The sequence below is a fragment of the Microbacterium sp. DT81.1 genome, from assembly GCF_049844955.1.
GTDB lineage: Bacteria > Actinomycetota > Actinomycetes > Actinomycetales > Microbacteriaceae > Microbacterium.
In genome coordinates, this window is sequence record NZ_JBNCMA010000005.1 from 246,525 (window position 1) to 265,800 (window position 19,276).

Below are 19,276 nucleotides of genomic sequence, written 5' to 3' on the forward strand. Positions count from 1 at the left end.
GCCAGCGAGGTCAGACCTGCGCAGCGAGCACCCGGCGGGTGGCGGCGATCGTGGCCGGCAGTCCATAGCCGTGCTTGTCGCGCAGCTCCTCGTCATCGCCGAAGCCGGCGTAGACCTGGGGGATGCCGAGCCGCTCGAAGGCGGTGAGGTGCACCCCGCGGTCCGCGACCACGTCCGCGATCCGGCTCGCGAGGCCGCCGTAGGCGAGGTGATCCTCGACCACGACGAATCGGCCACCGGTCTCTGCGGCGCAGCGCACGACCAGCTCCTCGTCGATGGGCTTGAGGGTGAACATGTCGACGACCCGGATCGAACGGCCATCCTTGGCAAGCTCCTCCGCGGCATCCAGCGCCTGCGCGACGACGGTGCCGTGGGTGAAGATCGTGGCGTCGGTGCCCTCGCGCGCGACGATGCCCCTGCCGATCTGGATGTCGTGCTGCCCGGGTTCGTAGAGCACCTTGTCCTTCTTGCCGACGGCCAGGCGGATGTAGATCGGCCCCTGCATCGTCATGGACTGGCGGATGATCTCGCCCACCATCAGCGGGTCGCCGAGAGAGGTGACGGTCATGTTCGTCAGCGCGCACATGAGCGCAAGGTCTTCGACCGCGTAGTGGGTCGAGCCGCCGTTGCCGACGAGCCCGCCGTGGGTGCCGATGATCTTGACCGGAAGGTTGGGGTAGCAGACGTCGGAGCGCACCTGCTCCAGGGCGCGCATCGACAGGAAGGGGAGCATGCCCGAGACCACGGGGATGTTCCCGTCGTAGGCGAGACCGGCCGCGATGCCGACGCAGACCTGCTCAGCAAGCCCGACGTCGAGGAAGCGCTCGGGGAACTTGTCGCGGAACTCGACGAGCGTGGCGCCGATGTCGGGTGTCAGAACCCAGAGGTTCGGATACTCGTCGCCGAGCTCGGCGAGCGTGGTGCCGATGACGGACCGGGCGGAGAGCATCTCTCCGAACGTGAAGGTGACGGGCATCAGACTGACTCCTTCTCACGCGATGCTTCGAGCGCGGCCATGGCGCGCTCCAGGTCGGCGGCGCCGAGCGAGCCGGCGTGCCAGGCGAGGTTGTGCTCCATGAAGTCCACACCCTTGCCCTTCACGGTTTCGCAGACGACCACCGTCGGGCGGTTGCTGGAGGACTCGGGCAGTTCGTCGATCGCCTTCACGAGCTGGCCCATGTCGTGGCCGTCGATGTGCACGACGTTCCAGCCGAACGCCGCCCATTTGTCGGGGTAGGGCTCGAAGACGACGCGCTCCTCGGCGAAGCTGGTCATGAGCTGGCGGTTGCGGTCGACGAAGGCGACGAGGTTGCCGAGTTCGTTGCTGCGAGCGGCCATGGCGGCCTCCCAGACCGAGCCCTCTCCGGTCTCGCCGTCGCCCAGCAGGCACACGACGCGGTGCGTCTCGCCGCGCCCGCGGGCGCTCAAGGCCATGCCGACTGCGAGCGGAAGTCCGTGGCCGAGCGAACCGGTCGAACACTCGACGCCCGGCAGCTGCACTTTGCACGGGTGCATCCCGTAGGCGCTGTCGAGCTGGCCATACGTCTCGACGATTCCGTCGTACGAGAAGAAGCCGCGGATCGCCATCGCGATGTACATGCAGACGGCGGCGTGCCCCTTGCTCAGCACGAAGCGGTCGCGCTCCGGATTGCGGAGGTCGGTCGGGTCGACGTGCAGTCCGTACTCGAACAGCGCCGTCAGGATGTCGGCCGCCGACAGGTCGCCGCCGATGTGGACGGCTCCCTCGTACGTGCCGCACAGGTGCAGCAGCTTCGACCTGAGTTCGAATGCCAGGTCTTCCAGCTCTTCGACGGTGTGAAGTTTCTCATCCGCCTGCAGGCGCTCTCGGCCCATCACATGCCTCCTCGTTGAATGACACGGATCGTCGTTGCGACCACCGAACCCGGCGTCGTCAGCGACTCTCGTTCTTGGGTCCGACCCGGGCTCCGGGTCTCGACAGAGGCGACAGTAACACGATGTGATTTACAAGTAAACAGGAATGTACGTAAACTTGTTTAGGGATGCGAATCATCGCAGCCATGGCGGAAGTAGAAACACAGAGAGGTGTTCGTACGACATGTCTGGAACCTTGGAAACGGTCCGCACGGGCCTGTTCATCGGGGGCGAGCCCCGGGAGACCGCCGAAACACTGTCGATCACCGACCCTGCGAAGCCGGGGGCCGTGGTCGGGCACGCGGCGTCGGCATCCGCGGAGGACGTTCGTGATGCGGTGGCGGCCGCGAAGGCGGCGTTTCCCGCGTGGTCGGCGTTGACCGGCCGGGAGCGCGCCGCGAAGATGGCGGAGGCGATCGCGGGCATCGCGGATGATCGTGATGTGGATGCGGCGATCCTGTCGCAGGAGAACGGGAAGATCCGGTTCGAAGGCTGGGTCGACGCGCTGGTGTTCGAGATCCGCTGGAATCTGGCGCTGATGCATGCGGACGAGGTCGATGCCGGGAAGGTACTGCCGGTGGCGCCAGGGATCCCGGTGGAGACCGTCGTCTCGTATCAGCCGTTGGGGGTGGTCACGGTGATCGTGCCGTTCAACTGGCCGATCGCGATCCTCGGGGCGTCGTTGCCGCATGCGCTGCTCGCGGGGAACACAGTGATCGTGAAGCCACCGCCCTCGGCGCCATTGGCGACCACGCGGGTGGTGCAGCGGGTCGCGGAGAAGCTGCCGCCGGGGGTGTTGAACGTGGTCACCGGGCGGGATGAGAACATGGCGGGGCTGATCCAGAATCCGGATGTCGCGAAGGTCTGCTTCACCGGGTCGGTCAACGGCGGCAAGCGGATCATGGAGATGGCGTCGAAGACGCTGACCCGGGTCACCCTCGAACTCGGCGGCAATGACGCGGCCGTGTTCCTCGACGACGCGATCCTGGACGACGCGCACCTGGACCGACTTTACGCGGCCGTCTACGACACCACCGGGCAGATCTGCATGAACGCGAAACGCGTGTTCGTGCACCGCTCCCGGCTCGACGAGCTCGTCTCCGGGCTCACCACACGCCTGCAGCGCGCCAAGCTCGGGCACGGGCTCGCCGAAGACACCACGATGGGACCACTCCACCAGGGCGCGCAGAAAGCGTTCGTGGACGAGATCATCCAGGAAGCCAAAGACGCCGGCGCCGACGTCCGCGAATTCGGGGACCTTCCCGGCGGCGACCTCACCGGCGGCAACTTCGTCCGCCCCGCCCTGGTCATCGACCCCGACCCGAGCCTGCGCGTGGTCACGCAGGAGCAATTCGGGCCCGTCATCCCGATCATCCCGTTCGACACGGAGGAGGACGCCGTCCGCCTCGCCAACGACACGTGGGGCGGACTCTGCGGATCCGTATGGACCGGTTCGCCGGAATCCGCGCAACGCGTCGGTGCGCAACTCGTCTGCGGATACGTGTGGGTCAACGACCACGGCGCCACCCGCCTCGACCTGCGAGCGCCTTTCGGAGGCATGAAGCAGTCCGGGTTCGGACGCGAGCAGGGCATCGAGGGCATCCGCGCGTTCCAGGACACGCGGTCCATCGCCACGATCGACGCGGCTGCTCTCGCCGCCCAGGCCCACTGATGGTCGGCCGTGGCCGGCGAGCGCCCTGCAGAGGCGTACGCCCGTCGGCCACGGCCCACGGCAGCGTGATGGCTAGAATCGCCCCACGGATGCTGACGTGATCCACCGCTGGAACGGAGTGCGCATGACGGCCGACCTGACCACAGGATCGAGCGCGTTCTACGAGGATTCGGCGGAGATCATCACCGAGCCCCTTCTCGATGTCATAGACAGCGAGAGCTTCACTCCGCGGCTTCTCGCGCTGCTGTCGAACGCGCTGGTGTGGCGCGAGTCGCGCCTGCTCCGTCGCGCCTTCAACCTCGGCACGAACGACTGGCGTGTCATCTCAGCCCTGTCGATCCGCCCGGGCGCGACGTCCACCGAGATCTCCGAATTCGTCGCCATGAACAAGGCGGTCGTCTCGAAGAGCGTCAACACGCTCATCGCCCGAAGCCTCATCGTGCCCGCCGACGGGCCTCGCGGCTCGCGGCCTCTGTACCTGACGCGCAGCGGAGCCGAGATGCATGCCCAGATGAAGCCGATCTCGCTCCGAGGTCAGGAGATCGTGCTGTCCGACCTCAGCGCCGACGAGGTCGCTCTTCTCAACGCGCTTCTGCTGCGACTGCTGGCGAAGACCCCCGACCTCTCCCGCGCCGCCGACACCGACTCCGACGAGGACTCCCCCGGAGCCTGACGCATCGGCGAATCGGTCCGCGGTGGCTCGATCTGGCCATTGTCAGGCGTGCCACGCGTCGGTGCGGCGTGCGAGCACATTCTCGATGTCCCTATGGACATTGCCTATGGCCATAGGTATTCTGATGGTCGGAAGCGCAATGATGCCTCCTCATGAAAGCGGAAGGAACCCGATCCGTGTCCCGATCCACCCGCGTCCCGGCGAATCGCCAGGCGGCGCTCGAACTGCTCACCGACTACTCCCTCGAGATGACGGGCAAGGATGTGCCCGGGCTGCTCGAGGCCAAGGGAACCATCCCCGTCGGCACCAAGATCAACGTCACCTTCCTCGGCAATGAGGACCTCGAGATGCGCGTCGCCGCTGCGAAGGCCGTGCGCGAGTTCGGCTTCGTGCCCGTTCCGCACATCTCGGCCCGCCGGCTCAGCAGTCAGACCCAGCTCGAGGAGTTCCTCGGCCGCCTGCAGGAGGTCGGCGCGACCAACAGCGTCTTCGTCGTCGGCGGCGACCCGACAACGCCGGAGGGTCCCTACGAGGACTCGTTCGACGTCATCCGCTCCGGCATCCTTCCGTCCTACGGCGTGCGTGAGGTGAGCATTGCGGGCTATCCCGAGGGACACCCGGACATCTCGGAGGGGAAGCTCTGGAAGGCGCTGGAGGACAAGTCGGCGTCGCTGAAGGAGCAGGGGCTGGATGCCACGATCCTCACGCAGTTCGCCTTCGACACCGATCCGGTGCTGGCGTGGATCAAGGAGGTCCGCGCACGCGGGATCGACACGCCGATCCGCATCGGCACGCCCGGTCCCGCCGGCATCAAGCGGCTGCTCGGATTCGCCCGGCGCTTCGGCATCGGCGCCAACGCGATGATCGTGAAGAAGTACGGCTTCTCGCTGACGAACCTGATGGGCACCGCCGGCCCCGACAAGTTCGTCGAGGACCTCGCGCGGCTGCTCGCTGACGACCCTTCGACAGGCTCAGGGACCGGGGCGACAGGCTCAGGTACCGGGGCGACAGGCTCAGGGACCGGGGCGACAGGCTCAGGGACCGGGATGTCAGGGGCAGCGACTAACGCGACCGGCAGCGTCAAGCTGCACTTCTACACCTTCGGCGGGCTACTGGCCACGTCGGAGTGGGCGCGCGACTTCGCGGCCGCCGACTCCTGAGGGTCGCTCGCATGACTCTGCACAACGAGGCGCTGCGGGATCACGCCTGCCTGATCGTGCACGGCCCCGACCGCGCCGGGATCGTCGCCGCGGTGTCCGCCCTGATCACCCGGAACGCCGGAAACATCATCTCGCTCGACCAGTACTCCGACGACGCGTTCGGCGGCGAGTTCTTCCAGCGCGTGGTGTTCCACCGCACCGATCTGCAGGCGGCCATGCCCGAGATCGAGGCCGACCTGGCGACCACGCTCGGCGAGCTCGGCATGGAGTGGACCCTGACCGACCAGTCGATCCCGAAGCGCATGGCGATTCTGGCGTCGACATCCGATCACTGCCTGCTCGAGCTGCTGTGGCGGCACCGCCGAGGCGAGCTGCCCGTCACCATCCCGATGGTGATCTCCAACCACACCAACACGGCCGAAGACGTGCGCTCATTCGGGGTGCCGTTCTTCCACGTTCCGTCGCAGGGTCCCGACAAGTCCGCCGCCGAGGCGCAGATCGTCAAGCTGCTCGCCGGCAACGTCGACTTCGTCGTGCTCGCCCGCTACATGCAGATCCTGTCGTCGGGCTTCCTGCGCGAAATCGGCGTGCCGGTCATCAATATCCACCACTCGTTCCTGCCGGCGTTCATCGGGGCGGCCCCCTACAAGAAGGCCAAGGAGCGCGGCGTGAAGCTCATCGGCGCGACCTCGCACTACGTCACCGAGGACCTCGACGAGGGTCCGATCATCGAGCAGGACGTCGCCCGCGTGAATCACGCGATGGATGCCGCGGCCCTGCAGTCCCGAGGCGCCTATGTCGAGCGCGCGGTGCTGTCCCGTGCGGTGCAGTGGCACGCGCAGGACCGCGTCATCCGGCATGGCAACCAGACCATCGTCTTCACGGACCGACCCTGACTCCAACGGACGCCTCCACCTGAGGCTCCCCAACCCGAACAGCATCCAATCTACGAACAGAGAGGTTCACCGCAATGGCACCCAAGAATCTGCAGGAAGTGATCGACGCAGCCGCGAGCCCCGTCGAACTGCTGCGCAACTCCCAGATCGGCTCGTACATCTACCCGGTCGTGCCCGCCGACTTCCAGAACTGGATCAAGGAGCAGAAGGCCTGGCGCGACACCGCCGTGCTCTACGACCAGTCCCACCACATGGACAACCTGTTTCTGAAGGGCTCCGACGCCATCAAGCTGATCTCCGACACGGCGATCAACTCCACCGCGGTCTTCCCGGTCGACAAGGCCAAGCAGTACGTGCCGACCACGGCGGCCGGCCACGTCATCGGCGACGGCATCCTGTTCCGCGAGGCCGAGGACGAGTACGTGTACGTCGGGCGCGCGCCCGCCTCGAACTGGCTGCTGTACCACGGCGAGACGGGCGGCTACGCGAACCTCGACATCGAGATCGACCGCCGCTCGCCGTCGCGTCCATACGGGCACGAGGTGAGGCGCAAGTACTACCGCTTCCAGATCCAGGGCCCGAACGCCTGGCAGGTCATCGAGAAGCTCAACGGCGGCACGCTCGAGCAGCTGAAGTTCTTCAACATGTCGACCATGACGATCGACGGCACCACGGTGCGCACCCTCCGCCACGGCATGGCCGGGGCACCGGGTCTCGAGATCTGGGGGCCGTACGCCGATCACGACCGCATCTGGACGGCCATCGTCGAGGCCGGTGCGGAGTTCGGCCTCGTTCCCGTCGGCTCACGCGCCTACCCGTCCAACACGCTCGAGTCGGGCTGGATCCCCTCCCCGCTGCCAGCGATCTATACAGCGGCCGAGGAGCGCGGCTACCGCGAATGGCTGCCCGCGGACGGCTACGAGGCCACGGGCACGCTGGCGGGATCCTTCGTCTCCGGCAACATCGAGGACTACTACCTGACGCCCTGGGAACTGGGATACGGCAACTTCGTCAAGTTCGACCACGACTTCATCGGCCGCGACGCGCTCGAGAAGGTCGACCCGGCCTCGCAGCGCAAGAAGGTCACGCTCGCCTGGGATGCCGAGGACCTCGGCAAGGTCTGGACGTCGCTGCTGAACGTCGACGGCCCGAACTACAAGTTCTTCGACCTGCCGCTGGCGAACTACGGGTCGGCGAACTACGACTCCGTCGTGGATGAGGACGGCACCGTGGTCGGCTTCTCGATGTTCACCGGCTACAGCGCGAACGAGCGCCGCGGCCTCTCGCTCGCGACGGTCGATCCCGACGTGCCCGAGGGCACCGAGCTGAAGGTCGTCTGGGGCGAGCCGGACGGCGGCACCAAGAAGGCGAGCGTCGAGCCGCACGAGCAGATCGAAGTCCGCGCCGTGGTCAGCCCGGTGCCGTACTCGACCGTCGCCCGCGCGACCTACCACGGCGGCTGGCGCACCGGTTACGAGAACGACTGAGCCTGCAAGGCATGAGGGGGTCCGGGCACGCTCGGGCCCCCTCGTCGCATTGGTAGCCTCGGGGCCACACCAGTGAAGGAGACCGGATGAGCCTGCGGTACGCGCTGCTGGCCCTGTTGCGCGTCGGGCCCCTGTCGGGCTACGACCTTCAGAAGCAGTTCGCCGAGTCGGTCGGACACGTCTGGCATGCCCCCGACTCCCAGATCTACCCCGAGCTGCGCAAGATGGCCGACGAGGGACTGATCGAGCCGGAGGAGCAGACCCGCGGCGAACGAGGCACACGGCGCATGTACCACGTGACGGACGCCGGCGAGCAGGCGTTCCTTTCCTGGATGGACTCCCCGCTGGACTACCAGCGGGTGCGGGACCCCGCGCATCTGAAGGCCGCGTATCTCGAGTCCGCCACCCCCGAGGCCGCCCGGTCGTTCCTCCGCGCGCATATCGCGCATTATGAGGAGCTGCTCGACCAGTGGGAGGGCGAGCTGCGACGCATCGCCGCCCGCGACAACCCGATGCTCGTCCGGCGCCTCGCGGTCACGCCGCCGGAGGAGCGCGACCGGACCGTCGCCTACAAGCGCTTCGCCTACGAGGGCCTCGTCGAACGCGCCCGCGTCGAGATCGAGTGGGGCCGCTCAGGACTCGCCCTGGTCGACACCCTCGACCACTGACCCCGAGCCCGATGGGACTCGTGGCGCCGAGCGCACGGCATCCCGTCGACAGCACGGCGTCGCGACGCCGGCATCCCGTGCGCTCGGCGCTAGGCCGTGCACTCGCGTGGGGGCTGGCCCGCTTCCGCGGCCGCGCCGACTCAGAACACGTACTCCATGAGGTCGACGCCGAGGATGCGGAAGGCCTCCTGCGCCCGCAGCCGATGCGCGATGGACAGGTCGTCGAAGCACACGATCAGTGCGTACGAGATGCCGGCGCGCGGACCGGCGAGCACGCCGGCTTCGACGCGGATGCCGGCGTCCCGCCCCGTCTTGTTGATGAACAGCAGCCCGTGCTCGTCGTTCTCGTGCGCGAACGGATCGAGTCCCGTCGCGGAGGCGACCAGGCTGAGGTCGTGGTTCAGGCTGAGCCACTCCGCCACCTGGGCGCTGACGCCGGGGCTGACGACCTTGGAGTTGACCAGCGCAGCGAAGATGCCCGCGAGCTCCCCCGCCGAACCGAGCGCGAAGTGCGGGGCGTCATCCGGCCCCCGCTCGTCGCGCAGGCGATCGAGGAGCGCGGAGCGCTGCAGCCCGAGCGTCTCGATCCGCGCCCGCACGGCATCCAGCCCCACGCGCTGCAGCAGCGCGTTCGCGGCGAGGGCGTCACCCGACGCGGCGGTCAGCACGGCGAGATCGACCAGTGGCAGCGCCGGCGCCTTGAGGTGCTGCCAGATCCCGCCGACGGCGACGCGTTCGACCGATGAGCGGTCGATGATCTCGAGCGGTTCGAGCGTTCCCGCCTCGAATCCGGCGGCGACCTCGATGAGCAGCGGCACGATCCCGAGCCCCGCGATGGGATGCGTCAGGTAGTCATCGCCCGAGAGCACGACGGTTGCACGGTCGAGGTCGGCGACGTGCACGGAGACACGTGCGCCGGACTCGGCGAGTTCATCGAGCGCCTTGAGCGTCGACACGAATGAACGACGTCCGACTGCCGCCCTCCTCGGCAGTCTTCTGTTGCTTCGTCGCGACCCCCGTAGCGACTCTGCGGCCCGTTGGGGCTCTGGGGGCGTGCCCACGAGAATGTGTCCTTCCGATGAGGGGGAGACGTGCATGCGCAGGGTTGCGCGAGGAACGTGCGTGCGGGGCGGTGTTCTGTTGTCAGGATGTGCAGAAGCGGATGCGGCGGCCCGGCCGCATCGCCGGGCGCCGAGCGGTCACCAGATGGTGACGCGCTGGTCCTCCTCGAGCCAGAGGGCGTCCGCCTCTGTGACACCGAACGCATCATAGAACGCGTCGATGTTGCGCACGATCTGGTTGCACCGGAACTCGTTGGGCGAGTGCGGGTCGATGGTGAGAAGACGGATGGTCTCGGCGTTCCGGCCCTTCTGCTGCCAGATCTGCGCCCACGAGAGGAGCAGGCGCTGCACACCCGTGTAGCCGTCGATCACCGGCGCCTCCGCGCCGCCGAGCGACAGCTCGTAGGCCTTGAGTGCGATGCCGAGGCCGCCGAGGTCGCCGATGTTCTCGCCGATCGTGAGCGCGCCGTTGACCACGTGATCGCCGTCGAGGCCGGCAGGCTTCAGCTCGCTGTACTGGGCGATCAGGCTGCTGGTGCGCTCCTCGAACGCCGCGCGGTCGGCATCCGTCCACCAGTCCTGCAGTTTGCCGTCGCCGTCGAACCGGCTGCCCTGGTCGTCGAACCCGTGGCCGATCTCGTGGCCGATGACCGCGCCGATGCCCCCGTAGTTGGCGGCGGCGTCGCGCTCCGGGTCGAAGAACGGGTACTGCAGGATCGCCGCCGGGAACACGATCTCGTTCATCAGCGGGTTGTAGTACGCGTTGACCGTCTGCGGTGTCATGTGCCACTCGTCGCGGTCGATCGGCTGGCCGACCTTTCCGAGCTGCCGGTCGTGCTCGGCCACATGGGCGCGCCGCACATTGCCGACCAGGTCGGCGGCGTCGATCTCGACCGCCGAGTAATCGCGCCAGGTGACCGGGTAGCCGATCTTCGGGGTGAAGGCATCGAGCTTGGCGAGGGCGCGCTCGCGCGTCTCGGGCGTCATCCACTCGAGCTTCGAGATGCTGTCACGGTAGGCCTCGATGAGGTTGGCGACCAGCACGTCCATCTGCTGCTTCGCGGCCGGCGGGAAGTGACGCTCCACGTAGACCTTGCCGATCGCCTCACCGAGGGCCGCCTCCGCGAGGCTGACGCCGCGCTTCCAACGCTCGCGATTGACGGGTACCCCGGTGAGCTGCGTGCCGTAGAACGAGAAGTTCTCGTCGACGAACTCGTCGGAGAGGAACGCCGCACCGGCGTGCACGATCTTGAAGCGCAGCCAGGCTTTCCAATCCTCGAGGCGCTCCTCGGTGAGCAGCGCGCCGAGGCCCTCGAGGAAGCTCGGCTGGTAGACGACGACCTCGGCGAAGGCGCCCTGGTGCTCGGGCGCGATCGCGTCGAGCCAGGGCGTCAGGTCGACGCCGATGAGCGCCTGCACCTCTTCCCACGTCTTGAGGTTGTAGGTGGCCATGGCGTCGCGGCTGCGCACGTTGTCCCAGTGGTGGGTGGCGAGCTCGGTCTCGAGGGCGAAGACCCGATCCGCCGCGGCCGTGGCGTCCGAGATCCCCGCGAGGTCGAGCATCCGCGCGATGTGCGCCAGGTAGGCCGCCCGGGTGTCGGTGAAGTTCTCGAGACGGTAGTAGCTCTCATCCGGCAGGGAGATGCCGCTCTGCAGGAAGAACGGCACATACCGCTGCGGGTTGCCCGGGTCCGGCTCCACATACAGGTCGATGATACCCCCGACACCGTCGCGCTCGAGGGCGCCGACCGTGCGGAGGAACGACGGGATGTCGTCGATCGCGTCGACGACCGCGAGCTGCCCGGCGAGCGGGGCGGCACCGAGCGCCGTGATGCGCTCCGTGTCCATGAAGCTCGTGTAGAGGTCGCCGATCTTGCGCGCCTCGGTGCCCGGCTCGAAGTCCCGCGACTCCTCGACGATCGTGCGCACGTCCTTTTCGGCCTGCTCCGCGATCAGGTGGAACGACCCCCAGCGGGCCTTGTCCTCCGGGATCTCGGTGCGGTCGATCCAGTTGCCGTTGACATGGCGGAACAGGTCGTCCTGGGGACGGATCTCAGCGCTCAGCTCGTCGAGTGCGAGACCGGATCGGGGGTTCTCGGTCATGACATACAGGATATGTGCCTGGGCGGCCTCCCCCGACGGCCTGGGGAGAGCGGGCGGCCGAGTCGCACGGGGTCAATAGGCTCGAAGCTGTGACGGCCGCGGAAAGTGCGCGGCGGATTGAATCGCGACATCCTGCGCCTCGCCGTGCCCGCGCTCGGTGCGCTCGTCGCCGAACCGCTCTTTCTGATCGTGGATGCCGCGCTCGTCGGCCATCTGGGCGTCGTGCCCCTCGCCGGCCTGGGCATCGCATCCGCCGTGCTTCAGACGATCGTCGGGCTGATGGTGTTCCTCGCCTACTCCACCACACCGGCGGTCGCCCGCCGGCTCGGCGCCGGCGATCCGTCGCGCGGGGTGTCGGTCGGCATCGACGGGATGTGGCTGGCCCTCGGCATCGGCGCCGTCCTCGCGCTCGCCGGATACGCCTCGACGCCGTTCCTGGTCGGGCTCTTCGGGGCATCGCCCGAGGTGACGGAAGCCGCCGACACCTACCTCGGCATCTCGATGGGCGGGCTGCCCGCGATGCTGATCGTGTTCGCCGCCACCGGGCTGCTGCGCGGGATGCAGGACACCGTCACCCCGCTGTGGATCGCCGGGCTCGGGTTCGCCGCGAACGGGCTGCTCAACTGGCTCTTCATCTACGGGTTCGGGTGGGGCATCGCGGGTTCGGCGATCGGCACGGTCGTCGCCCAGTGGGCGATGGTCGCCGCCTACGTCGCTGTCGTCGCACGCCTCGCGCGCCGCCACGCGGCATCCATCCGCCCCCATCGTGACGGCATGCGCGGATCGGCACGTGCCGGTGGCTGGCTGTTCCTGCGCACCCTCTCGCTGCGCATCGCGTTCCTGCTCTCGGTGGTGGCCGCCACGGCGCTCGGCACCCAGGAGCTGGCCGGATACCAGGTGGTGTTCACGATCTTCTCCGCCGCCGCCTTCGCCCTCGATGCCCTGGCGATCGCCGCCCAGGCGCTGATCGGCAAGGGCCTCGGCGCGGGCGACATCCCGCAGGTGCGTCGCGTATTGGGCCGGGTGGGGCGCTGGGGTCTGGCGTTCGGGGTGATCGTCGGCGGGGCGATCGCCGCGCTTTCGGGCGTTCTCGGTCTAGTGTTCACCGGCGACCCCGAGCTGGCCGCAGCGATCCAGCCGGCGCTGCTGGTGCTCGCCGTGGCCCAGCCGGTCGCGGGACTCGTGTTCGTTCTCGACGGGGTGCTGATCGGCGCCGGTGACGCGAAGTACCTGGCGGTGACCGGGGTGATCAACCTCGCCTGCTACCTGCCCCTGCTCTGGTGGGTGGTCGCGAGCGGCGTCACGGGCAGCGCCGGGCTCACCTGGCTCTCGGTGGCCTTCTTCGGCGGCTACCTGCTGGCCCGGCTGGCGACGCTGGGGTGGCGCGCACGCGGCACCCAGTGGATGGTCGTCGGAGTCACGTGACGTCGGGCGCTCCGGGCGGCGCCCTGCTGGCATCCGGTCGTCAGCACCAGCCGGGCGGCACTGTCCCGGCATCCGGTCATCAGTACCAGTTGGTCGCCTGCGAGTGGCCCCAGGCGCTGCACGGCGTGCCGTAGACCGACGAGATGTACTGCAGGCCCCAGCTGATCTGCGTCGAGGCGTTCGTCTGCCAGTCCGAACCGGCGCTGGCCATCTTGCTGCCGGGAAGCGCCTGCGGGATGCCCGTGGCACCGCTGCCGGAGTTGTAGGCCTCGTAATTCCAGCCGGACTCCTTGCTCCACAGGGAGACCAGGCACGAGAACTGGTCGGATCCCCAGCCGTACTCGGCGGACGCCATCTGCTCGGCCGTCGCCTTCGCACCATCGACGGTATTGGCGTTGGCGAGGGCGGCGGCTGCCGCCTCGGCCTCCCGCTGCGCCTGCGCCGCGGCCTCTTCGGCGGCGCGCTGGGCCGCGGCTGCGGCGGCCGCGGCCGCTTCCTCCGCCGCCTTCCGGGCCTGCGCGGCGACGAGGCGCTCGCGCAGGGAGGTGGCGAGCGCCGACACGCGTGCCGTCTCGTCCACCGTCTTCTCGGTCAGCGCCGGCAGCATCAGCACCGGGAGCACCTCGGACGCGTCGAGCTGGTCGATGCGCGCCCTCAGTTCGGTGGTGTCGATGACGGTGCTTCCGGCGCCGAGGTCCAGGCCCGCCGCCTCGACGTCGGCCTCCAGCGACGTCACACGCCGCTCGGTCGCGTCGGCGCTTCGGCGCGCGTCCTCCGCACCCTCCGTGATGTTGCGCAGAGTCTCGGCATCGCCCAGACCGGTCGGGACGCCCGCCTGCAGCGCGGTTGCGGAGGAGCCGATCTCCGTCGCGCCGGCGGGAAGGGCGGCGGTGGCCGCGCCCGTCAGCGTGACGGCGCCGATGGCGACCGCGAGCCCGAGGGCAAGAGGTGCGAAGCGGCGGGCGCGGTCGACATGAAGTGTGCGGGTGCGGGCATGGCGGAGCGTGGCGCGGGAGAGCATGCGAAGAGGAACTGTCCTTCGGTGGGGCGGCGCCGGAGCGTGCCGACGTGCTGCGTCTCGGGCAGACGCAAGTTCCCGATTCTGCGTGGCTCTTCTGGACGACTGCCCAGCGATTCCTGTACGGAACGTGTGAGCCCGACGGCGGCGTGGGCTGCTCAGCCGGCGTGCCGGCGGCACCATTCGTACATCACGACGGCCGCCGCGGCGCTCGCGTTGATCGAGCGGGTCGAGCCGTACTGAGTGATCTCGACGATGCCGGATGCCGCGGCGAGCGCCTCGCTGCTGAGGCCCGGCCCCTCCTGACCGAAGAGCAGCACACAGCGCTCGGGCAGGTCCGCGCGGTCCACGGGCACCGAGCCGTCGACGTTGTCCACGGCGATCACGGGCAGCGTCTCGGATGCGGCCCACGCGGCGAAGGCGGCGACATCCTCGTGGTGCACGACGTGCTGGTAGCGGTCGGTGACCATCGCGCCTCGTTTGTTCCACCGGCGACGGCCGATGATGTGCACCGTGTCGGCGAGGAACGCGTTGGCGCTGCGCACGATCGAGCCGATGTTCATGTCGTGCTGCCAATTCTCGATCGCCACGTGGAACGGATGGCGGCGCACATCGAGGTCCGCCACGATGGCATCCATGCGCCAGTACCGGTAGCGATCGATGACGTTGCGGGTGTCGCCGTGCGCGAGCAGCTCCGGATCGAACTCCGGATCGGCCGGCCACCCCTCGGGGCCGCCGGGCCACGGGCCGACGCCGTGCGTCGTGTGCTCGGGGGTGGGGGGCGGTGGCTCCGGCGCCCCGGCCGGCGAGCGCTCGGCCGTGAGGGGCGGTGGCTCCGGCGCCCCGGCCGGCGAGCGCTCGGCCGTGAGGGGCGGTGGCTCCGGCGGGTGTGACTCCTCGGGCGGAAGCGGGGCGTCGGCGGCGGTCACCGGATCAGGCTACCGAGGGTCGCACGCCGTACCGCATTCAGGCGGGCTGGTTCCCTCCGACCCCGGGCACCGGTTGCTGTGCCACTCCAGCCCCGTGCGCCCTGACTCCGGCACGCGGCAGCCTCTTTTCGGTGTGCCTAAAAATGGGTAGAGTGTCGGCATGTATCAGGCGAAGCGGCCGAAGAGCACGGGAGACCTCCCCGCGCCGGCGACCGCCGGAGGGTCAGCAGCGCCGGGGGCGGTGTCCGCAGGGCCGGCCGCTCCGCCGGAGGTGCCCTCGGGGCCGGCCGCCCCGGTCAGTGTGCCGCGTCTCGCGTGGCTGATCGGGCCGGCCCTCGTCGCCGGGGTCGCGTATCTGGACCCGGGCAACGTCGCGAGCAACATGACCGCCGGCGCGATCTACGGGTATCTGCTCGTCTGGATCGTGGTGCTCGGCAACGTCATGGCCTGGCTCATCCAGTACCTCTCGGCGAAGCTCGGGGTCGTCACGGGCGAGAGCCTGCCGGAGGTGCTCGGCCGCCGCATCCGGAACCGCTGGGCCCGCCGCGCGTACTGGATTCAGGCGGAGCTCGTCGCCATGGCGACCGACATCGCCGAGGTGATCGGCGGCGCGGTCGCGCTCAACCTGCTGTTCCAGGTGCCGCTGCTCTGGGGCGGCCTCATCACCGGTGCCGTATCGATGGGGCTCCTCGTGCTGCAGTCCCGCCGGGGTCCGCGCACGTTCGAGTTCGTGGTGATCGGGCTCATGGTCATCATCGCCATCGGATTCACGGTCGGAGTCTTCGTCGGGCCGCCCGATCCCGCCGGTGTCGTCGGGGGACTCGTGCCCCGGTTCGAGGACGCCGGTTCGGTGCTGCTCGCGGCATCCATCCTCGGCGCCACGATCATGCCGCACGCCATCTACGCGCACAGCGCCCTCGCGCGCGACCGCTTCGCGCCGGCGGGCACCCGCGCGGTGCCCGCTACTCCTCTTCGCTGGTCGCTTCGTGCGGCATCCAGGCCCGGGAACCCACAACAAGCGACCAGCGAGCAGCCCCTGACAGAACCGGCCTCGCGCACCAGCGTCACGGCGAAGGATCTCGAGGGTGCACGGGGTGTCACGACCTCCCGCCTGCTCCGCGCCACGCGCTGGGATGTCTCGATCGCCATGATCATCGCGGGCACGGTGAACCTCTGCATCCTGCTGCTCGCGGCGGCGAACCTGGCCGGTGTGCCGGGAACCGACAGCCTTGAGGGGGCATACACCGCCCTCGCACAGACCCTGGGCCCGGCGATCGCGACGATGTTCGCCGTCGGACTGCTCGCCTCGGGTCTCGCCTCGACGTCCGTGGGCGCCTACGCGGGAGCCGAGATCATGAAGGGGCTGCTGCATGTGCGGGTGCCGCTGCTCGCCCGCCGCCTCGTGACGCTGATCCCGGCGCTGATCATCCTCGGCCTCGGCTTCGACCCGACACTCGCCCTCGTGCTGAGCCAGGTCGTGCTGTCCTTCGGCATCCCGTTCGCGCTCATCCCCCTGGTCGCGCTCACGGCGCAGGAGCGGACGCTCGGCCGGTTCCGCAACCGTCTCGGCACGACGGTCGCCGGAATCCTGGCATCCGTCTTCCTCATCGCCCTCAACGGCCTGCTCCTCTGGCTGGTCATCACGGGCGCCTGATCGACGCGGCGATCCGAGACCCGAGCCGGGGCGCGACCAGACCCGTGTCCTACCCTGGACCCGTGGCATCACCGGCAGCCGACGACTACCTCAAGACCATCTACTCGCACACCGAGTGGCAGGACGAGGCGATCACCCCGTCGGCCCTCGCGGCGAAGCTGGGGGTGGCGCCGTCGTCGGTGACCGAGATGGTGAAGAAGCTCGCGGCGGGAGGCCTGGTGTCGCACGTCCCCTATGGCGCCGTGCGCCTGACGGCCACCGGTGAGGCGCGCGCCCTGGGCATGGTCCGTCGGCACCGCCTGATCGAGACGTGGCTGGTCAGCGAATTCGGCTACGCGTGGGATGAAGTGCACGACGAGGCCGAGGTGCTGGAGCACGCCATCAGCGACCGCCTGCTGGGCAAGATCGACGAGCGGCTGGGACATCCGAGGTTCGACCCGCACGGCGACGCAATTCCGGATGCCGATGGCTACGTGCACCGGGAGGCGTTCCTGCTGCTCGGCTCGGCGCCGGCGTCGCACGAGGGTCGGGTGCTGCGCGTGAGCGATCGGGACCCGGCCCTGCTGCGAGCGCTCGAGGGCATCGGGCTCGTCGTGGGCCGCGTCGTCACGGTGGAGGGCGGCGACCGCGTGACGCTCGGCGGCAGCACAGTCGACCTGCCGACGGGAGCCGGTGACGCGATCTGGCTGACGGCCTGAACCGAGGCGGCACACCGGGTTCCGCGGTCAGAGCGGGTCGATCGAGAACCGGCTGGGAACGAACCCGCGCATGCCGCACGCCTCGCAGCGCAGGGTCTGCAGGCCGATGGGCTTGCATGTGAACGACGCGAAGAGTTCGGCGTGTGAGGTGCAGAGCATGGACACGTCGCCGCACGTGAGGCACATGCCGGCGTGCGTCGCCCGCCCCCGGCAGCCGCACCACGCCAGGTGGCAGGGACGCTCGTCTGTCGATCGATCGACGACGACCGGCGCATCTTCCAGGACCGTGAGCACGATGAGCCTCCTCGCTCTCCCCCGCATCTCACCGGTGCGGGGTGGAGGGACTGCTCGGCGGTCACCCGGTCGCTCGTGCGGCGAGACAGCGAGCGGGCGATGACGTAGGCGTTGTCGCGTTTCTCGAAGCGTGACACAGATGCAGACGCGACACCACACGCCATGCCCGGATGCCGTATTCCGGCGTGCTGACCTCAGCGCGATCGGCGGATCAGCTCCCGCACCGCGAGGCCGTACGCCTCGGCCGGCTCGGGGTGCTCGAACGTCTGGATCGACGGCTCGTCGGCATCCAGCATCCGGTCGCTCCACCCGATCTCGACGACGAACGCGTCGCCGACGCGACTGAGCGAGCGGAACGAGCCCCGGAGCATCTCCCGGAGCTGATCCTCGCGCGGCAGCCAGATGGTCTGCTCGATGCTCACCGAGTCGAGCGCCCACTCGGTGGTGCCGTTGAACCCGAGGATCGTGCCCGTCGGATACTTGTACGGCTCGATGGTCATCTCGCTGACCGTGAAGACGTCATCCTCGATCTCGTTCTGCGTGGGCAGATCGAGCGTGAAGCGGTCGCCGGATGCCGGGTGCCACACGAGTCCCTCGGCGCGCAGGGCGGCGGCCAGCTCCCGGGAGATCACGCGGCGCCCTTCCGCAGGGTGCGTGCGGCCTTCGCGAAGGGCCAGTGCATGCCGGTCAGCCTCTCGCAGTCGGCCCACACGCGCGTCCCGACCTCAGGGTCCAGCGAGGTCTTCGAAGCCGTCTGCCGACGGGGTGCCCCGCGAGTGAGCGACGACGGACCCCAGTATTCGCCGCCTGCGATCCTCGGATCGACCAGCGCGCGGACCGGTGACCACGCCCCGTACTCCTTGCTCTGGGTGATCGGCGCCTGCAGGTTGTCGAGGAACCGCGCCCGCCGCGACGGCATGTTGACGCCGTGGATGCCGGCAGTGCGGCCGCTGACCGAATAGCCCGGGTGCGCGACCACGCTCTGAACGGGGATGCCGGACTCGCGGAGCCGCCGGTCGGCCTCGAATCCGAGCACCTGCGCGGCCACCTTCGACTGCGCGTATGCGCGCCAGCCCGTGTACCCGTCGCGCAGTTCGAGGTCGAGGGGGTCGTACGCGCCGAGACGCGTGGCCATGCTCCCGAGCCAGACCATGCGCCCGCTGGTGAGGGTGAGCGAGAGGAGCAGCTCGGCGGCGAGCACGAAGTGACCCAGCACGTTGGTGGCCAGCACGAGCTCGCGCCCGGCATCCGCCGTCACCGTGCGCGTGCGCGGTGGATGCACGATGCCGGCGTTCAGCATCACCCCGTCGATCCGGCCGCGGGCGCCGGCCGAGGCGGCGGCGGCGCGCACCGATCCGAGGTTGCTGGTGTCGAGCAGAAGCGTCTCGACCGAGGCGCCGTCCACGCGGCGCCCGATCGCCGCGCGAGAGGCGGCGAGGCGGTGGGGATTGCGGCCGCTCATGATGACGTGTGCGCCCGCCCCGGCGAGCTGTTCGCTCGAGAAGTAGCCGAGGCCGGCGTTCGCACCGGTGACGAGATAGACGCGTCCGGAGAGGTCCGGAAGGCGCTCCGGATCCCACGCGGAAGCGGCTTCGGATCGGGTCACACGTAGACCCTACGCCCGTTTTCCGGTCTCCTCGCTAGG

18 protein-coding genes are annotated in these 19,276 nt (G+C 69.1%); 9 read left to right on the forward strand and 9 right to left on the reverse strand.

What is annotated here, in order from left to right; genetic code table 11:
• Positions 1 to 10: 10 nt before the first annotated feature.
• Positions 11 to 976 (reverse strand): transketolase family protein, encoded by a 966-nt coding sequence (locus tag ACLQ2Q_RS15020; protein WP_425821279.1) that lies wholly within the window; start codon positions 974 to 976, stop codon positions 11 to 13.
• A complete protein-coding gene (locus ACLQ2Q_RS15025) occupies positions 976 to 1,854 on the reverse strand; it encodes a transketolase (protein ID WP_425821280.1) in 879 nt (292 codons plus the stop codon). The genes ACLQ2Q_RS15020 and ACLQ2Q_RS15025 overlap by 1 nt, the downstream gene beginning before the upstream one ends.
• 223 nt (positions 1,855 to 2,077) lie before the next feature.
• Between ACLQ2Q_RS15025 and ACLQ2Q_RS15030 the strand changes: the two genes are divergently transcribed.
• The 6 genes from ACLQ2Q_RS15030 to ACLQ2Q_RS15055 all read left to right on the forward strand — a co-directional run bounded on the left by ACLQ2Q_RS15030 (position 2,078) and on the right by ACLQ2Q_RS15055 (position 8,449).
• Positions 2,078 to 3,565 carry an aldehyde dehydrogenase family protein gene (locus ACLQ2Q_RS15030; protein WP_425821281.1) on the forward strand — a complete coding sequence of 496 codons (1,488 nt, stop codon included), beginning with the start codon at positions 2,078 to 2,080 and terminating at the stop codon, positions 3,563 to 3,565.
• 124 nt (positions 3,566 to 3,689) lie between these two features.
• Positions 3,690 to 4,238 (forward strand): MarR family winged helix-turn-helix transcriptional regulator, encoded by a 549-nt coding sequence (locus tag ACLQ2Q_RS15035; protein WP_425821282.1) that lies wholly within the window; start codon positions 3,690 to 3,692, stop codon positions 4,236 to 4,238.
• Between the two features lie 248 nt (positions 4,239 to 4,486).
• Positions 4,487 to 5,398 carry a methylenetetrahydrofolate reductase gene (locus ACLQ2Q_RS15040; protein WP_425821599.1) on the forward strand — a complete coding sequence of 304 codons (912 nt, stop codon included), beginning with the start codon at positions 4,487 to 4,489 and terminating at the stop codon, positions 5,396 to 5,398.
• Positions 5,399 to 5,409: 11 nt separating this feature from the next.
• Positions 5,410 to 6,294 carry a formyltetrahydrofolate deformylase gene (gene purU / locus ACLQ2Q_RS15045; protein ID WP_425821283.1) on the forward strand — a complete coding sequence of 295 codons (885 nt, stop codon included), beginning with the start codon at positions 5,410 to 5,412 and terminating at the stop codon, positions 6,292 to 6,294.
• A gap of 74 nt (positions 6,295 to 6,368) precedes the next feature.
• On the forward strand, positions 6,369 to 7,781 hold the full coding sequence (gene ligM, locus ACLQ2Q_RS15050) for a vanillate/3-O-methylgallate O-demethylase (RefSeq protein WP_425821284.1): 1,413 nt from the start codon (positions 6,369 to 6,371) through the stop codon (positions 7,779 to 7,781).
• An 86-nt stretch (positions 7,782 to 7,867) separates the two neighbouring features.
• Positions 7,868 to 8,449, forward strand: coding sequence for a PadR family transcriptional regulator (locus tag ACLQ2Q_RS15055; RefSeq protein WP_425821285.1), 582 nt, complete (start codon positions 7,868 to 7,870; stop codon positions 8,447 to 8,449).
• Positions 8,450 to 8,589: 140 nt separating this feature from the next.
• On the opposite strand, the gene ACLQ2Q_RS15060 is transcribed toward ACLQ2Q_RS15055, so the two are convergent.
• Positions 8,590 to 9,546 (reverse strand): serine hydrolase, encoded by a 957-nt coding sequence (locus tag ACLQ2Q_RS15060; RefSeq protein ID WP_425821286.1) that lies wholly within the window; start codon positions 9,544 to 9,546, stop codon positions 8,590 to 8,592.
• Positions 9,547 to 9,648: 102 nt separating this feature from the next.
• Positions 9,649 to 11,613, reverse strand: a complete 1,965-nt coding sequence (locus tag ACLQ2Q_RS15065) for a M13 family metallopeptidase (protein ID WP_425821287.1) — start codon at positions 11,611 to 11,613, stop codon at positions 9,649 to 9,651.
• 117 nt (positions 11,614 to 11,730) lie between these two features.
• On the opposite strand from ACLQ2Q_RS15065, the gene ACLQ2Q_RS15070 reads away from it, so the two are divergent.
• Positions 11,731 to 13,038: an MATE family efflux transporter gene (locus ACLQ2Q_RS15070; protein WP_425821288.1), complete on the forward strand. Its 1,308-nt coding sequence runs from the start codon at positions 11,731 to 11,733 to the stop codon at positions 13,036 to 13,038.
• Positions 13,039 to 13,117: 79 nt separating this feature from the next.
• On the opposite strand, the gene ACLQ2Q_RS15075 is transcribed toward ACLQ2Q_RS15070, so the two are convergent.
• Both ACLQ2Q_RS15075 and ACLQ2Q_RS15080 read right to left on the reverse strand, forming a co-directional pair.
• Positions 13,118 to 14,059 carry a phospholipase gene (locus tag ACLQ2Q_RS15075; protein WP_425821289.1) on the reverse strand — a complete coding sequence of 314 codons (942 nt, stop codon included), beginning with the start codon at positions 14,057 to 14,059 and terminating at the stop codon, positions 13,118 to 13,120.
• 155 nt (positions 14,060 to 14,214) lie between these two features.
• Positions 14,215 to 14,985, reverse strand: coding sequence for a TrmH family RNA methyltransferase (locus ACLQ2Q_RS15080; protein ID WP_425821290.1), 771 nt, complete (start codon positions 14,983 to 14,985; stop codon positions 14,215 to 14,217).
• 271 nt (positions 14,986 to 15,256) lie between these two features.
• On the opposite strand from ACLQ2Q_RS15080, the gene ACLQ2Q_RS15085 reads away from it, so the two are divergent.
• Positions 15,257 to 16,639: an Nramp family divalent metal transporter gene (locus ACLQ2Q_RS15085; RefSeq protein ID WP_425821601.1), complete on the forward strand. Its 1,383-nt coding sequence runs from the start codon at positions 15,257 to 15,259 to the stop codon at positions 16,637 to 16,639.
• Between the two features lie 62 nt (positions 16,640 to 16,701).
• On the forward strand, positions 16,702 to 17,337 hold the full coding sequence (locus tag ACLQ2Q_RS15090) for a metal-dependent transcriptional regulator (RefSeq protein WP_425821291.1): 636 nt from the start codon (positions 16,702 to 16,704) through the stop codon (positions 17,335 to 17,337).
• A gap of 27 nt (positions 17,338 to 17,364) precedes the next feature.
• Here ACLQ2Q_RS15090 and ACLQ2Q_RS15095 read toward each other — a convergent pair whose 3' ends face one another.
• The 3 genes from ACLQ2Q_RS15095 to ACLQ2Q_RS15105 form a co-directional block, all read right to left on the reverse strand.
• A complete protein-coding gene (locus ACLQ2Q_RS15095; protein WP_425821292.1) occupies positions 17,365 to 17,631 on the reverse strand; it encodes a hypothetical protein in 267 nt (88 codons plus the stop codon).
• 194 nt (positions 17,632 to 17,825) lie between these two features.
• A complete protein-coding gene (locus tag ACLQ2Q_RS15100; protein WP_425821293.1) occupies positions 17,826 to 18,263 on the reverse strand; it encodes a pilus assembly protein CpaE in 438 nt (145 codons plus the stop codon).
• Positions 18,260 to 19,237, reverse strand: coding sequence for an SDR family NAD(P)-dependent oxidoreductase (locus ACLQ2Q_RS15105; RefSeq protein WP_425821294.1), 978 nt, complete (start codon positions 19,235 to 19,237; stop codon positions 18,260 to 18,262). The genes ACLQ2Q_RS15100 and ACLQ2Q_RS15105 overlap by 4 nt, the downstream gene beginning before the upstream one ends.
• Positions 19,238 to 19,276 lie beyond the last annotated feature (39 nt).

Coding starts and splice junctions, on each gene's coding strand:
- ACLQ2Q_RS15065 (WP_425821287.1), bottom strand. CDS start 11,613: ATGACCGAGAACCCCCGATCCGGTCTCGCACTCGACGAGCTGAGCGCT.
- purU (WP_425821283.1), top strand. CDS start 5,410: ATGACTCTGCACAACGAGGCGCTGCGGGATCACGCCTGCCTGATCGTG.
- ACLQ2Q_RS15040 (WP_425821599.1), top strand. CDS start 4,487: ATGACGGGCAAGGATGTGCCCGGGCTGCTCGAGGCCAAGGGAACCATC.
- ligM (WP_425821284.1), top strand. CDS start 6,369: ATGGCACCCAAGAATCTGCAGGAAGTGATCGACGCAGCCGCGAGCCCC.
- ACLQ2Q_RS15060 (WP_425821286.1), bottom strand. CDS start 9,546: ATGCACGTCTCCCCCTCATCGGAAGGACACATTCTCGTGGGCACGCCC.
- ACLQ2Q_RS15075 (WP_425821289.1), bottom strand. CDS start 14,059: ATGCTCTCCCGCGCCACGCTCCGCCATGCCCGCACCCGCACACTTCAT.
- ACLQ2Q_RS15055 (WP_425821285.1), top strand. CDS start 7,868: ATGAGCCTGCGGTACGCGCTGCTGGCCCTGTTGCGCGTCGGGCCCCTG.
- ACLQ2Q_RS15020 (WP_425821279.1), bottom strand. CDS start 976: ATGCCCGTCACCTTCACGTTCGGAGAGATGCTCTCCGCCCGGTCCGTC.
- ACLQ2Q_RS15030 (WP_425821281.1), top strand. CDS start 2,078: ATGTCTGGAACCTTGGAAACGGTCCGCACGGGCCTGTTCATCGGGGGC.
- ACLQ2Q_RS15035 (WP_425821282.1), top strand. CDS start 3,690: ATGACGGCCGACCTGACCACAGGATCGAGCGCGTTCTACGAGGATTCG.
- ACLQ2Q_RS15025 (WP_425821280.1), bottom strand. CDS start 1,854: ATGGGCCGAGAGCGCCTGCAGGCGGATGAGAAACTTCACACCGTCGAA.